The 14,292-nt window shown below is 56.8% G+C and carries 12 protein-coding genes; 5 read left to right on the forward strand and 7 right to left on the reverse strand.

Annotated features, from left to right (window positions below):
* Positions 1-287: 287 nt before the first annotated feature.
* The 4 genes from uvrA to trmFO all read left to right on the forward strand — a co-directional run bounded on the left by uvrA (position 288) and on the right by trmFO (position 6,304).
* Complete coding sequence (gene uvrA, locus HCG46_RS16890; protein WP_022998707.1) at positions 288-3,218, forward strand: excinuclease ABC subunit UvrA; 2,931 nt, start codon at positions 288-290, stop codon at positions 3,216-3,218.
* A gap of 244 nt (positions 3,219-3,462) precedes the next feature.
* Positions 3,463-3,612, forward strand: coding sequence for a DUF1127 domain-containing protein (locus HCG46_RS16895; RefSeq protein ID WP_006933294.1), 150 nt, complete (start codon positions 3,463-3,465; stop codon positions 3,610-3,612).
* Positions 3,613-4,442: 830 nt separating this feature from the next.
* Positions 4,443-4,592 carry a DUF1127 domain-containing protein gene (locus tag HCG46_RS16900; RefSeq protein ID WP_006933293.1) on the forward strand — a complete coding sequence of 50 codons (150 nt, stop codon included), beginning with the start codon at positions 4,443-4,445 and terminating at the stop codon, positions 4,590-4,592.
* 293 nt (positions 4,593-4,885) lie between these two features.
* Positions 4,886-6,304, forward strand: coding sequence for a methylenetetrahydrofolate--tRNA-(uracil(54)-C(5))-methyltransferase (FADH(2)-oxidizing) TrmFO (gene trmFO, locus HCG46_RS16905; RefSeq protein ID WP_205838571.1), 1,419 nt, complete (start codon positions 4,886-4,888; stop codon positions 6,302-6,304).
* A 128-nt stretch (positions 6,305-6,432) separates the two neighbouring features.
* Here trmFO and HCG46_RS16910 read toward each other — a convergent pair whose 3' ends face one another.
* From HCG46_RS16910 to yajC, 5 genes are all read right to left on the reverse strand, one after another.
* Complete coding sequence (locus tag HCG46_RS16910) at positions 6,433-7,284, reverse strand: phytoene/squalene synthase family protein (protein ID WP_168686874.1); 852 nt, start codon at positions 7,282-7,284, stop codon at positions 6,433-6,435.
* Between the two features lie 25 nt (positions 7,285-7,309).
* Positions 7,310-7,687: an Mth938-like domain-containing protein gene (locus tag HCG46_RS16915; protein ID WP_022998711.1), complete on the reverse strand. Its 378-nt coding sequence runs from the start codon at positions 7,685-7,687 to the stop codon at positions 7,310-7,312.
* Between the two features lie 10 nt (positions 7,688-7,697).
* Entirely contained in the window at positions 7,698-8,648 is a 951-nt protein-coding gene (secF, locus tag HCG46_RS28600) for a protein translocase subunit SecF (RefSeq protein ID WP_022998712.1), read from the reverse strand.
* Between the two features lie 16 nt (positions 8,649-8,664).
* Positions 8,665-10,275, reverse strand: a complete 1,611-nt coding sequence (gene secD, locus HCG46_RS28605; RefSeq protein WP_022998713.1) for a protein translocase subunit SecD — start codon at positions 10,273-10,275, stop codon at positions 8,665-8,667.
* Positions 10,276-10,346: 71 nt separating this feature from the next.
* Entirely contained in the window at positions 10,347-10,682 is a 336-nt protein-coding gene (yajC, locus tag HCG46_RS16930; protein ID WP_022998714.1) for a preprotein translocase subunit YajC, read from the reverse strand.
* 243 nt (positions 10,683-10,925) lie between these two features.
* Here yajC and HCG46_RS16935 point away from each other — a divergent pair, with 243 nt between their 5' ends.
* On the forward strand, positions 10,926-11,798 hold the full coding sequence (locus HCG46_RS16935) for an ATP-binding protein (RefSeq protein ID WP_168686875.1): 873 nt from the start codon (positions 10,926-10,928) through the stop codon (positions 11,796-11,798).
* 125 nt (positions 11,799-11,923) lie between these two features.
* On the opposite strand, the gene HCG46_RS16940 is transcribed toward HCG46_RS16935, so the two are convergent.
* The gene (locus tag HCG46_RS16940; protein ID WP_209009507.1) at positions 11,924-12,907 is read right to left on the reverse strand and encodes a peptidoglycan DD-metalloendopeptidase family protein; all 984 of its coding nucleotides are present in this window, start codon (positions 12,905-12,907) and stop codon (positions 11,924-11,926) included.
* 674 nt (positions 12,908-13,581) lie between these two features.
* On the reverse strand, positions 13,582-14,274 hold the full coding sequence (locus HCG46_RS16945) for a protein-L-isoaspartate(D-aspartate) O-methyltransferase (RefSeq protein ID WP_209009508.1): 693 nt from the start codon (positions 14,272-14,274) through the stop codon (positions 13,582-13,584).
* Positions 14,275-14,292 lie beyond the last annotated feature (18 nt).

Below are 14,292 nucleotides of genomic sequence, written 5' to 3' on the forward strand. Positions count from 1 at the left end.
CAGGACATTATCTCACGAACTGCGAGGTTTCGGTCACCTATTTCTGGTCGGCTCCTGACGCGGCAATCGTTAATGTACTTGTTTTGTTCTTATCATTTCTGTAAAAGCGATTCAATCAGGCATCGCATCGACGAGTGCCTCTGGCACGATAATGGAAATGCCTCACTGGAAGCTCCGCCCGAAACTGCTATATCGGGGCAAACAGACATCATCGGCAATGGACCATCTTAGCGTATGCGAGAGCAACAATCGGCTTTGGGCGACGCATGCGGTCAGGAAGAACGACAATGAAGACAGCCAAGGGATCGCAGTCGGAAGAAGCCTGGAAGGCGGACCCAACACGGGTCATCAGCATCCGTGGCGCACGGGAGCATAACCTCAAGGGCGTCGACCTGGACCTGCCCCGGGACAAGTTGATTGTCATGACCGGCCTGTCTGGCTCAGGCAAGTCGTCACTCGCCTTCGACACCATATATGCAGAAGGACAGCGGCGGTACGTGGAAAGCCTGTCCGCCTACGCGCGCCAGTTCCTGGAAATGATGCAGAAACCGGACGTCGACCAGATCGACGGTCTGTCGCCGGCAATCTCCATCGAACAGAAGACCACGTCCCGCAATCCGCGCTCCACGGTCGGAACGGTTACGGAAATTTACGATTACATGCGCCTTTTGTTTGCGCGTGTCGGCGTTCCCTATTCCCCCGCTACCGGTCTGCCGATCGAAAGCCAGACCGTCAGCCAGATGGTCGATCGCATTCTGGAGCTGGAAGAAGGTGCCCGCCTCTACCTGCTCGCGCCGATGGTTCGCGGCCGCAAGGGCGAGTACCGCAAGGAACTTGCCGAGCTGATGAAGAAGGGTTTCCAGCGCGTCAAGATCGACGGAACCTTCCATGAGATTTCCGAGGCCCCTGCCCTCGACAAGAAATTCAAGCACGATATCGACGTCGTCGTAGACCGTATCGTCGTGCGCGACGATATCTCCGGTCGGCTTGCCGATTCACTGGAAACGGCGCTGAAACTTGCCGATGGCATTGCAATTGCCGAATTTGCCGACAAGACCGACGAGAACGGCAACCCGGAACGGTTGATCTTTTCCGAAAAATTTGCCTGCCCGGTATCCGGCTTCACCATTCCGGAGATCGAGCCGCGTCTGTTCTCGTTCAACAATCCCTTCGGTGCCTGCCCCACTTGTGATGGCCTTGGAACGACACTCGCCTTCGAGGAAGACCTGGTTGTTCCTGACCACTCGCTTTCCCTGCGCGAAGGAGCTGTCCTGCCGTGGGCGAAGACAGGGTCGACATCACCTTATTATGCCCAGACGCTGGAAGCACTCTGCAGTCATTTCAAGGTGTCCATGGCAACGCCCTGGAAGGATCTTCCTTCGGAAGTGCGCGAGGCAATCCTTCATGGAACCGGCAATGCGAAGATTGAATTCGTCTATGATGACGGCGTCCGCAGCTACCGGACAGAGAAGACCTTTGAAGGTGTAATCGGCAATATCGAACGGCGGTGGCGCGAGACGGAATCCACCTGGGTTCGCGAGGAACTGGCAAGGTTTCAATCCGATCATGCCTGCCCGGCTTGCAGCGGGTTCCGTCTGAAGCCGGAAGCGCTTGCCGTCAAGATTGCCGGCAGGCATATCGGTCAGATCACCGAACATTCCATTCGCGATGCAAGCCTCTGGTTTGAAGCCCTGCCGGAGCAACTGAACGACAAACAGAGCGAAATCGCAGGCCGCATCCTGAAGGAAATTCGCGAGCGGCTGAAGTTCCTGAATGACGTTGGCCTTGAATATCTCACCTTGTCCCGCTCTTCCGGAACACTGTCAGGTGGCGAAAGCCAGCGTATCCGCCTCGCCTCGCAGATCGGCTCGGGGCTGACAGGAGTTCTCTATGTACTGGATGAGCCGTCCATCGGCCTTCATCAGCGCGACAACGCCCGTCTTCTGGAAACGCTGAAACACCTGCGCGATCTCGGCAATACGGTGATTGTGGTCGAGCATGATGAAGACGCGGTGCTGACTGCCGATTACGTTGTCGACGTCGGACCAGGAGCGGGTGTCCATGGCGGGCAGATCGTCGCCAAGGGCACTCCCTCCGAAATCATGGCCAATCCCAATTCGTTGACGGGGCAGTACCTGTCTGGATCCATGATGGTTTCGCGCAACGACGAGCGCAGAAAAATCAACAAGAAGCGGAAGATCTCCGTTCGCGGCGCCCGCGGCAACAATCTCAAGGACATTGACGTCGACGTGCCGCTCAGCACGTTTACCTGCGTCACCGGTGTGTCGGGTGGCGGCAAGTCCACGTTCCTGATCGATACGCTCTACAAGGCCGCAGCTCGTCGCCTCAATGGCGCGCGGGACAACCCTGCCCCGCACGATCGCATCGAAGGCCTGGAAGTGCTCGATAAGGTCATCGACATCGATCAGTCACCGATCGGCCGGACACCCAGATCCAACCCGGCGACCTACACCGGTGCCTTTACCCCGATCCGTGAATGGTTCGCCGGCATGCCTGAAGCCAAGGCCAGAGGCTATCAGCCCGGCCGGTTCTCCTTCAACGTCAAGGGAGGCCGCTGCGAAGCCTGTCAGGGCGACGGCGTCATAAAGATCGAAATGCACTTCCTGCCGGATGTTTACGTCACTTGCGACGTATGCAAAGGCAAACGGTACAATCGGGAAACGCTCGAGGTCGAGTTCAAGGGCAAGTCGATTGCCGACGTGCTCGACATGACCGTGGATGAAGCCGCCGTGTTCTTCTCCGCAGTTCCCGCCGTGCGCGACAAGATGGAGACTCTGGCGCGTGTCGGTCTCGGCTACATCAAGGTCGGCCAACAGGCGACCACGCTCTCAGGTGGTGAAGCGCAGCGCGTAAAGCTTGCGAAGGAACTCTCCAAGCGCTCGACGGGGCGTACGCTGTACATACTGGACGAACCTACGACAGGCCTGCATTTTCACGATGTCGCAAAGCTGCTGGAAGTGCTTCACGAACTGGTTGACCAGGGCAACACGGTTTTGGTGATCGAGCACAATCTTGAAGTAATCAAGACAGCAGACTGGATTATCGATCTGGGACCGGAAGGAGGCGACGGTGGCGGCACGGTGGTTGCAACCGGACGGCCTGAAGACGTTGCCGAGGTTTCGGAAAGCTACACGGGTCAATTCCTGCAGGAACTGCTGCAGCGACGTCCGCAACGGGCACACGACGCTGCGGAATAGGTCTTAACCAGTCTCCAGTTACGTGACGACAGGCATGTGTGCACCGCACACATGCCTTTTTCATTTGTATTTCCGCATGTTCCACGAATCATCCCGATTCTGGCTGCGCAAGCTTTGCTGCATTGCATCAAACGCATGTCAGGCATGCAGAGATGGCACTTCTTTTATTTCGAGTGGTGAAATATATCATTGGACAACAACGGCGCGGAACGCACACGCGTTTCGATAATTAAGGAATAAGAAGATGTTTGACACCGTGCGCCAAAAGTACAGCAACTGGGTAAGCTACCGCCGTGCGGTTGACGAATTGTCCCGCCTTTCGGCCCGTGAGCTTGCCGACCTCGGCATCTGCCGCAGCGACATCAAATTTGTCGCGCGTCGTCAGATTGGCTGAATGAAATAAAGAGATCGCGTCCCTAGGCATCCTCCTCCCAGCCGACGGGCGTGTGACACGCAGGGCATCCTCCTCCCAGCCCTGTCACGTCGAAACGTCGCCCGCCAGCACCTCCTCCCGCTGGCGGGCGTTCGTTTTTCTGGCGTCCTGATTTCCTCCCATCCCTGTCTGGTCAGGCAAGAGATTCCTCAAAATTCTGACACTCCAACGCCAAGTGCGATATCTGGATGTGCTCAACTGTCTCCAGGTCGATGTCTCTGCTCTTGCGGCGACAGCTCGCTCATTGCTCCAAGCGAAGCATTCCCTGTGAGAACGCCCAAACGATGCAAGTCAGCACAAAATAGGTATTCACAAGCTGGGTCGTTACCCGGGCCGGGGGCGCATTCGGATAATTTTATGTCTTCGCTTGTTGCGATGCCATGTTTTCGATTGGGCTGGTAGATCGACAACCTGTCTTGTGAACTCAACCGTCTTCTCCGCTATCGCCGCCTGCCTTCCGTCAGCGCAGATCACTTGTGCGTACCAGGTCAGTCTAGAGTTTTCAGGCGAGACCAAATGACGGACTGATCCGTAGAAAGGAACCCTCCCGACTCCATTTTCATTTCGCACCTGCGAACACTCAAATCATGACAGCTATGCGAAGCATGCGGGTCGTTTTGCCATTTCAACCCCATTAAGGCTTTTTTAATCTGCATTTTTTGCATATCAGCTTCGCGATTTCCCCTCTACCTCGCACTGCACAAAACACCTATCTTCCAGCCTGTAAGAGATGAACGGGCCAGACGCCGATCCGCGGTGCCATGGCCATGAGATAGCGAAAGGCCTAAACCATGATCGATACTGTTGTTCGCAAATTCAATAACTGGAAACGCTTCCGTCAGACCTATGACGAGCTGTCCAACCTGTCCAACCGCGAACTGGACGACCTGGGCATTGCCCGCTCCGACATCGCTCGCTACGCGCGCATGTCTGCGAAATAACAAAGCTTCGCGGTCAGAAGGTATCCTCCTCCCAACCTGATGACCGCATCTTCCGCGCTCCATGCGTGGAACTCCAAAAGCGCCTGCCGGTACCTCCTCCCACCGGCGGGCGTTTTTTTGTTTTGTCGGCAATCATATCGGTGCCCGACATCAGACCATTCCGTCACATCGATATGGCGCACATTGCGGTTGCCCGACTTTGCCTGTAATCAGGGCGGCAAAGCAATTGTCCGGATCCACCTTGCCGCAAGTCGGTGATGAAAGGCGGCCGGAACAAGTCCCAGGGACACAAAATGACCCCCATCCATATCATCGGCGGCGGCCTTGCCGGTTCAGAGGCTGCCTGGCAAATCGCACAAGCCGGATTGCCCGTCGTCCTCCACGAAATGCGCCCCGTCCGCAAAACGGATGCTCATCAGACCGAAGGTCTTGCCGAACTGGTCTGCTCGAACTCTTTTCGTTCTGACGATTCCGAGCAAAACGCCGTTGGCCTGATACATCATGAACTGCGTCAGCTCGGTTCGCTCATCATGTCTTGCGCTGACGCTCATCAGGTACCTGCCGGCAGTGCACTTGCCGTGGATCGGGACGGATTCTCCAACGCTGTAACGACCGCACTTCAAAATCATCCGAATGTGACGATCTCGCGTGAGGAAGTCGCAGGTCTACCCCCCTCTGACTGGGAAAAGGTCATCATTGCAACGGGACCACTGACGTCACCGGCTCTCTCGGCGGCAATCCTGGAAAAAAGCGGGGAAGATGCTCTTGCATTCTTCGACGCTATTGCACCGATCGTCCACTTCGAAAGTGTTGATCTTTCCAAGGCCTGGTTCCAGTCACGCTATGACAAGGTGGGGCCTGGCGGCACTGGCAAGGACTATCTCAACTGCCCGCTGGACAAGGTGCAATACGAAGCATTTATCGATGCGCTTCTTGAAGGTGAAACAGCGGACTTCAAGGAATGGGAAGAAAACACGCCCTACTTTGATGGCTGCCTGCCAATTGAAGTCATGGCTGCCCGCGGCCGCGAAACACTTCGGCATGGCCCGATGAAGCCCATGGGACTGACCAACGCGCATAATCCGCAAGTGAAGGCCTACGCGGTTGTGCAACTGCGTCAGGACAATGCTCTCGGCACGCTCTACAACATGGTCGGTTTCCAGACAAAGCTGAAATACGGTGCCCAGGCCGACATTTTCCGGATGATTCCAGGCCTAGAAAACGCACAATTTGCCCGCCTTGGCGGCCTTCACCGCAACACCTTCCTGAACTCGCCGAAGGTTCTCGATGGAACCTTACGGCTCAAAGCCGATCCTCGGCTGCGGTTTGCCGGTCAGATCACCGGCTGTGAGGGCTATGTGGAATCGGCGAGCGTCGGCTGCCTCGCCGGACTGTTTGCAGTCCTTGAAGCCCGCGGTCAGGAGATCGTCCCGCCACCCGCAACGACTGCCATGGGTGCGCTGCTCGGTCATATTACCGGCGGACATATCACACGGGACGAAGGTGCCGGCAAACCGGGCTCTTTCCAGCCGATGAATGTCAATTTCGGCCTCTTCCCCGAAGTGGACGCACCAAACAAGGATGAAAACGGCAAGCGACTGAAAGGCAAGGACAAGACCCGTGCAAAGAAGCTTGCGATGACCAACCGGGCCAAGACGGATTTCTCGAGCTGGCAGGCCAAGTTGGGCCTTGTGAAACAGGCCGCCGAATAATCGGTGCCGATTGGCCCAATGTTCAGGCATGTGCGGCCGGATCGAATGCATTTTCATGGTTTTCAAACAGGTGCTTTTTCTTGCGAGAAAGCGCCTGTTTGCGTGTCTGGAAATCAGCCCATACGGGATCAGATGGCCTTCATTACGTTCCTGGACGCTCGCCAGAGCATCCATTGCCGCCTGAGTTGAGACATCTCCGCGACCTGCTTCAAGGGGTCCAGGTCTTCCCGTTCCAGTTTTTTCAGGAATGGCTCCACAAGAACCAGTGGCAGGTAGGCTGCCTGACAGGCGGTTGGTACATCCTTCGACGCCTGACGCACACGGCCGATGTGGTGGCGGACATGGCCACGCATTTCAGCAAGCACAGCCCGAAGTTCAACCGTCGTTTCGCCTCGAAACACTGACTGGACGTCAAGATTGTGCCGGTCACAGACGTCCTTCGGCAAATACATCTGCTGCCGCGACGCATGCCAAGGAAGTGCGCGCATCAAACCGGTCAGCGCATACGCCACGCCCGCGTGCCCCGCGGCCGTTGCCGTGCCGGCTTCCTTGCCATCATTCAAGACAAGGCAAGCCAGCTGGATCACACCAGAAACGGTTTCACCAGCGTAACCTTCCAGATCGTTGAGACTTGGCATCTGGTCGTTGTAGAGATCGAAAACCCTTGCCTCCGCCATCGCCACAAGGCTTTCTTTCGGCAATTCGTATCGGTCTATCGTCTGCAACAAGGCATTGGCAACCGGATTGGACGCAATAGCTCCATGTTCCGTGCCTTCGAGCAGGTCTCGCCACCATTGTAGCCGAACTTCACCCGGAAGCGGTTCCGACACCAGTTCTCTAATACGGGAAATCTCGGCGCTGTAGGCATAGAGCGCCATCAGTCCCTTGCGATGGGCTTCTGGTGCCAGCAACGCACTGAGATAGCGGTCCTTGTCAAATTGACGAACCACATCGGCAGCATGGTCAAAATCGGTCGTCATAGAGCCCGATAGCCTTTGAGGTGCTTCAGTCGACAGCGATCAGTGCAGCAGCTACAGCCCGGTCTTCCGACAAAAGCACATTGAAGGTCCGAAGCGCGGCGCCTGTCGACATCGGGTCGGACAATATGCCCGCCTCCCGAAACAGCGTTTTCAGCTCTGCCGGCAAAGGTCGAAGTTCCTTGCCGGTTCCGACCAGAAGCACTTCAATGTCCGCCTGTTCCTCCAGAACCTTCTGAAAGGCTTCAGGAGTAAAGGCGGACGCATCGCTAACGTCCCAGCCGTAGATTCCGCTCGGAACGCATAACAAGGATCCGCGATGAGACATCCCGGCAAACCGGAAGCCGCCATTGCCATAAGCTTCGAGCGGCGCCCGACCGGGAAAATGCGCATCGCGGATTTCCATCGTACCGTCCCTAAGCCGACGCTTTCGCCTTTGGATCCTTTTCGCCATCGTCGTCCTTCGGAGACATGGCCTCCGCACGAAGATTGAACAGGATCAGGAAAGGAGCCGCCAGGAAGATCGACGAATAGGTGCCGATCACGATACCGAAGATCATTGCAAGGGTGAACGACTGGATGACCTCACCGCCGAAGATGTAAAGCGCGAAAAGCGCCAGCAGCGTCGTGAGAGACGTCATGGTCGTACGAGACAGCGTCTCGTTGATCGACATGTCGAGCACTTCCGTCAATGGCCGCTTCTTGTATTTGCGCAGGTTCTCGCGAATACGGTCATAAACGACCACGGTATCGTTGAGTGAATAACCGATGATGGTCAGAACGGCCGCGATACTGGACAACGAGAAATCAAGCTGTAGCAGGACGAACAGGCCAATGGTTATGACCACGTCGTTGGCCGTTGTCAGAATGGCCCCAACTGCAAACTGCCACTCGAAGCGGAACCAGATGTAGAACAGGATCGCCAGCAACGAGGCGGCAACCGCGATTGCCCCTGCCTGAGCCAGCTCACCCGAAACACGCGGGCCCACGACTTCGACGCGGCGGAAATCCACTTCCTGACCTTCGAAAATGGTTCGCACCTTGCCGATAACGGCCTGCTGAGCAAGCTCGCCACCCGGCTGTTCTTCAACACGGATCAAAATGTCGTCCGAACCGCCGAATTCCTGTACCTGGACATCCCCAAGGTTCAGGGAAGACAGATCGGAACGGATCGAGGCGACATCGGCCGGACCATCGGTCTTGATTTCGATGATGGTACCGCCCTTGAAGTCGATGCCGTAGTTTAGCCCAATGGTGAAGAAGGCGGCGATTGATGCGATCACCAGTACGATGGACAGCGGAAAGCTGACTTTCCGCAGCCACATGAATTTGATTTTGGTGTTGTCCGGAACAATTCTCAGCAACATTTGAAAGTCTCCCGGATCAAATCGGCAATTTCGACGGACGGCGGTGGCGGAGCCAAAGGGCTACCAGCAACCGGCTGAACGTGAATGCCGAGAACACTGTGGTGAAGATACCGATGGCCAATGTCACGGCGAAGCCCTTGACCGGACCCGAGCCGAGCTGGAACAGGATCACGGCGGCGATCAGGGTCGTGATGTTGGCATCCAGGATCGTACCGAGGGCACGGCTGAAGCCTGCATCCACCGCGGAAATGACAGATCTCCCTGCCCTTGCTTCTTCGCGAATACGCTCGAAAATCAGCACGTTCGCATCCACCGCCATACCGATCGTCAAAACGATACCTGCAATGCCGGGCAAGGTCAGTGTTGCCTGCAGCATTGTCAGCGCACCGAAGATCAGGAAGATGTTCACCATCAGAGCAAGGTCGGCAATTATGCCGAAGCGGCCATAGGCCAGGATCATGAAGACGATCACCAGACCGCCGCCGATGATAGACGCCAACTTGCCTGCTTCAATGGAGTCAGCGCCGAGGCCTGGGCCGATAGAGCGTTCCTCGATGACGGTCAGCTTGGCCGGCAACGCACCGGCGCGCAACAGCACGGCAAGATCGTTGGCGCCCTCCAGCGTGAAGCTGCCGGAAATCTGACCTGAACCACCGGTGATCGGCTCACGGATAACCGGCGCGGAAATGACTTCATTGTCGAGCACGATTGCGAACGGACGGTTGACGTTCTGCTGCGTGATCTGGGCGAACTTGCGCGCGCCGGACTGATTGAAGCGGAAGTTCACAACCGGTTCGTTGTTGCGCTGATCGAAGCTGACCTGAGCATCGACAAGGTCTTCGCCCGACAGGAGCGGCGCTTCCTCGAGAAGATAAGGAATGGGCGGATCATCAACCGAAGTCATGATGACAGTGCCTGCAGGCGGACGGTTCTGAAGCGCCTGTTCGCCGGACATGGACGTATCGACCATGTGGAAAGTGAGCTGCGCCGTCTGGCCGACGAGATCTTTCAAGCGTTCCGGATCATCTTCACCCGGAGCTTCGACCAGAATCCGGTCGGCGCCCTGGCGCTGGATGCTGGGTTCCGTAGTCCCCAGTTCATCGACACGACGCCGGATGACCTCGATGGATTGCTGGACGATATTCGTCATGCGATCCTCAAGGCCACGCTCGGAATAGGAAAATCGAACCAGACCGTCTTCCGTCACGGTCATGTCAAACTCATTGACCGCCTGACCGCCAAAAACACTGGAGGCCAGCGGGTTGACGAGTGGTTGCAGACGCTCTTCCGCATCGGCCAACCGGGTCAGATCGCGAATACGAACCTGAGCGGCGTCTCCCTGAACTCCGAGCCCCGTATACCCGATGCGCGGATCTTCGCGCAGGGTTGACCGGATATCGCCGACCAGCGCCTTCATACGCTTCTGGACGTAATCCTGCTTGTCGATTTCATAAAGCAGATAAGCACCGCCCTGAAGGTCGAGACCGAGAACCATCTGGTTCTTCGGCAGGAAGTCCGGCCAGCTTTCAAGTTGTTTTTGGGAGAAGAAATTCGGCAGCGTGGTCAGGATGCCAGCGGCAACCACAAGCACGATCAGCGCGATTTTCCAGCGTGCGAAATAGAGCATGGTCAAGCCTTAAATGCAGCCAGGCCGATCTGAACCGGCCCGGCGGTATCATCGAAGCGGCGGGGATCGCGTTACGCGTTTTCCTTGGCCGGTTCGGTTTTGGAGCGCACTTCCTGCACCATGGAACGTACGAGACGAACCTTGACGCCCTCGGAAAGTTCGACCTGCACTTCACCGTCGTCTACGACTTTGGAAACCTTGCCGATCAGGCCACCGGTGGTCACGATGGTGTCACCACGACGAAGGTTGGCAACCATGTCCTGATGTTTCTTCATGCGCTGACGCTGCGGGCGGATGATCAGGAAATACATGATTGCGAAGATCGCCACGAAAGGCAGGATCTGGATCAAGAAACCGGAAGCGCCTGCCGGACCGGCTGCCTGCGCGTAGGCTGGGGTGATAAACATTCACTTCTCCTAAGTGGCGTTTTTGGTGACCACCGACCCCTCTGTCGGGTCTTCGGCAAAAACGCTCTCATTCTGGTGGCGCGGACTATAACTGCGGCGCGCCTCATTTCAAGCTTTGCAAGCAGTTTCCAGCGTACCGGTATGGGAATAACTGACGTTTTCGTGTTTCCCGCACCGTGTTAATCCTGCCATCACTTAATTCAGGGCCTGACATGGGCCTTTTTGACAGGGCTTGCAAGAAGAATGAACGCTGAAAACGACCTCACCGCATTAAATGCAAAACTCGATTCCCTGATCGACCTTATCGCACGTGCGGTGCCGGCCCGTCCCGGCAGCCCGGATTTTTCGGTTGCTGACGCTTTCGTCTGGGCGCCTGATCCGGGTGAACTGCTACCGGTTCAAAAGATCAATCGCGTCGATATCACGTTGCTTTGTGCGGTTTCCCATGTGCGAGATCTTCTTCTCGACAATACGCGCCGGTTTGCAAAGGGATTACCTGCAAACAACGCATTGCTCTGGGGCGCCAGAGGCATGGGCAAATCCTCACTGGTCAAGGCTGCCCATGCAGCGATCGCCGTCGAAAACGTTTCCGCCGGCTTGAAACTCATTGAAATTCATCGAGAAGACATCGAGTCGCTGCCCAAACTCATGAACCTCATCCGGGACGTTTCCTGCAGGTTCATCGTTTTTTGCGACGACCTGAGTTTCGACAATGACGATACCTCGTACAAGTCGCTCAAAGCCGTTCTTGAGGGCGGGATCGAAGGTCGGCCTGACAACGTCATTTTCTATGCTACTTCGAACCGCCGTCACCTTCTGCCAAGGGACATGATCGAGAACGAACGCTCGACAGCAATAAACCCCGCAGAAGCCGTTGAAGAAAAGGTTTCGCTGTCGGACCGGTTCGGGCTTTGGCTCGGATTTCACAAGTGCAGCCAGGACGACTACCTTGATATGGTGCGCGGCTATGCCGCACACTTTGACCTGAAGATCGAAGCAGACGAATTGCGAGCAAAAGCGCTGGAATGGGCGACGACGCGCGGCAGCCGGTCGGGCCGTGTCGCCTTTCAGTTCATTCAGGATCTGGCGGGCAGGCTCGGCAAGACGATTTCCTGAAATGACAAAGCCCGGCGCAAGGGCCGGGCTGATTGACAAGATTCAAGGTTTTTGGCCACGGACTGCCTTTTCTCATCCGGCGGATCGCAAGGTCCCACCGGATACGAGAATTGTCAGCGTCAGCGTCAGCGTCGCGGCAGGTATTTCAGCGGATCGACGGGCTTGTTGCCCTGGCGCAGTTCGAAATGGAGCTGCGGCTGGTTGACTGACCCAGTCGCGCCCGCCAGCGCAACCACGTCGCCGCGGCGGATCGTATCGCCCCGCTTGACCTTCAACTCGCTGTTGTGTGCATAGGCAGAGACCCAGCCATCATTGTGACGAACGAGGATCAGGTTACCGTAGCCCTTCAGTTCGTTGCCTGAATAGATCACGGAACCGTCGTCAGCAGCATGAACAGGTGTTCCTTCAGGAACAGCAAGATTCACACCCTCGTTCTTGCCACCACCCGGCTTCGCGCCGAAGTCGGAGATGATACGGCCACGAACAGGCCACCGGAACTTGGCATCCGCGCTATCGTCTTCCTGAACCTTGGCAACGACAGTTGGCGTCTTGATCGGTTCTGTGGGCCGGGCTTCCTGCGTGAGAGCGGGCTGTGGCAGCTTGGTTTTCTCTACCGTTCCCGACGGTGCCGCAGCAACGGGCTGCGAGCCCGCGGACGAAGTCTCTGGCTGACGGCGCGGTGTCGGCACGCTCGAAGAAGACGATCCGGACGAAATGGAAGCTGTGGTCAGAGTTTGATCGGATCCACCGGGCTTGCGCCTCGGCAAGGTGCTGACGCGGACAACGTCGACCTTACCCTGGCTGATATCAGCGAATGTCGGCTGCTGACCGTTCTTCTGATCAGGTCTCGGCATCGTCCCGACAGACGTCGGCACGGAGCCAGTGACAACATTATCGCTTCGTCCAGCTGTCGGCAGTTTGACCTTGCCGCTTTCGCCTTCAGTCGTGCTCGTTGAACCGTTTCGTTCAGCGTAAACGTAAGTCGGGATGATGACGCTCTGGCCCGGCTGTACCTTTGCCGGGTCGTCGATGCCATTGACAGCAACAATAGCCTGGATCGGAACACCATACCGGCGTGCCATGGAATTGATGGAATCACCCTGACGCATTTGCACCCGGGTTCCGCCGGCAGATGTCCACCCTTTCCAACTCCTCACATTCCCGGCCGATGCCACCGCTTCAGGTGCGGGCTGTGTCGCAACTGGTGCTGTGCGGACAGGTGCAGGACGCTGAGCAGTCGTCACCGGCACTGGCAACGGCGCAGACTGGACAGATGGCGCTCTGTTCGGGATGGACCCCGTCGTCACTGGCTGGGACGAACTCTGTGGAAGCCCTGCGGCGGTCCCTCCAGGCCCATTCACGATATCCTGGTATGTCGGCTGCTTCTGGCCGCCGTTGAGAATATCCCGCTGATTCTGGGTATTGCCCGTATAATAGGGTGGTTCACCAAATCGCTCGACCGCGCTGGAACATCCCGCGAGAGCAACAGCAACCAGCGACACTGTCGCTACCTTGCCCATCAGATCCCTGCGGAGGGTACGCTTCCGCTTCATCATCGCCTTAACTCTAACCGCTGACTGTGGCTGTTATGGTTAAGAGTAGACGGCAGTAAGGTTTATAAAGGCTAAAGACGGTTGACGCTTTCGCTGAAAAACAACGATTTCTCAGTATTGAAGCAAACCAGAAAGCCAGCAATCGCGCCGATTATAGTAAATTTGAACAGGCAAGTGGTCGAGTAAGCTCAACGAATGCATGGGCCCAAGAATCGGCATGAATCACCGTTCTAGAGCTTCTTGGCGATTCCCGGCTGCAACATGACCGTCCGCACCATCTTCAGCGTTTCCGCAGTCACAACACTCTCGGTTTTCTGGAACTTGATCAACGGCTGGGCCATTTTTGCCTGACCGACCGGCGCGATCAGGATGCCTCCCGGTTTCAGCTGCTGCAGCCAAGGGTCTGGCACTTCTTCCACTGCCGCGTTGACGACAATCCTGTCGTAGGGGCCTTTCTGGCGAAACTCGCTCAAACCGTCGGCCTGCCGGGCTTTCACGTTCGTCAGTTTGAGCGCCTCAAAACGTCGTGTTGCCAGATCCGTCAAGGTGGCGAACCTGTCGAGCGTTTCCACCTGGGCGGCCAGATGGGACATAACGGCTGCCTGATAGCCGGAACCGGTCCCTATCTCCAGAACCACGTGACTGGAGTCGATTGCTAGCGCCTGTACCGTAAAGGCAACGATTGAAGGTGCTGAAACGATCTGCCCGCATTCGATCGGCAGCATTGCGTCTTCATAGGCAAGACTGTGATGGCGTGCGGACAGGAAAAGGCGCCGGGGGACGCGTTCAATTGCAGCCAGTACGTCCCTCGCCCCGACACCGCGCTGTCGCAGTGCCAGAACCAATGCAGCGCGGGCTTCCGCTTCATCCGGCAAAGCGGACGCCATCGTCCTGTTTTCCTTGCCGGGCAATTGACCGGCCATGAACCGTTCCCCCTCAGG

Source organism: Labrenzia sp. PO1 (assembly GCF_012273635.1).
Taxonomy (GTDB): Bacteria; Pseudomonadota; Alphaproteobacteria; order Rhizobiales; family Stappiaceae; genus Roseibium; species Roseibium algicola.

Excerpts from the sequence above, each read along its gene's own strand:
- HCG46_RS16935 (WP_168686875.1), top strand. The coding sequence starts at position 10,926 with ATGAACGCTGAAAACGACCTCACCGCATTAAATGCAAAACTCGATTCC.
- uvrA (WP_022998707.1), top strand. The coding sequence starts at position 288 with ATGAAGACAGCCAAGGGATCGCAGTCGGAAGAAGCCTGGAAGGCGGAC.
- HCG46_RS16910 (WP_168686874.1), bottom strand. The coding sequence starts at position 7,284 with ATGACGACCGATTTTGACCATGCTGCCGATGTGGTTCGTCAATTTGAC.
- secF (WP_022998712.1), bottom strand. The coding sequence starts at position 8,648 with ATGTTGCTGAGAATTGTTCCGGACAACACCAAAATCAAATTCATGTGG.
- yajC (WP_022998714.1), bottom strand. The coding sequence starts at position 10,682 with ATGTTTATCACCCCAGCCTACGCGCAGGCAGCCGGTCCGGCAGGCGCT.
- trmFO (WP_205838571.1), top strand. The coding sequence starts at position 4,886 with ATGACCCCCATCCATATCATCGGCGGCGGCCTTGCCGGTTCAGAGGCT.
- HCG46_RS16940 (WP_209009507.1), bottom strand. The coding sequence starts at position 12,907 with ATGCGTCAGGGTGATTCCATCAATTCCATGGCACGCCGGTATGGTGTT.
- HCG46_RS16895 (WP_006933294.1), top strand. The coding sequence starts at position 3,463 with ATGTTTGACACCGTGCGCCAAAAGTACAGCAACTGGGTAAGCTACCGC.
- HCG46_RS16915 (WP_022998711.1), bottom strand. The coding sequence starts at position 7,687 with ATGGAAATCCGCGATGCGCATTTTCCCGGTCGGGCGCCGCTCGAAGCT.
- HCG46_RS16900 (WP_006933293.1), top strand. The coding sequence starts at position 4,443 with ATGATCGATACTGTTGTTCGCAAATTCAATAACTGGAAACGCTTCCGT.
- HCG46_RS16945 (WP_209009508.1), bottom strand. The coding sequence starts at position 14,274 with ATGGCCGGTCAATTGCCCGGCAAGGAAAACAGGACGATGGCGTCCGCT.
- secD (WP_022998713.1), bottom strand. The coding sequence starts at position 10,275 with ATGCTCTATTTCGCACGCTGGAAAATCGCGCTGATCGTGCTTGTGGTT.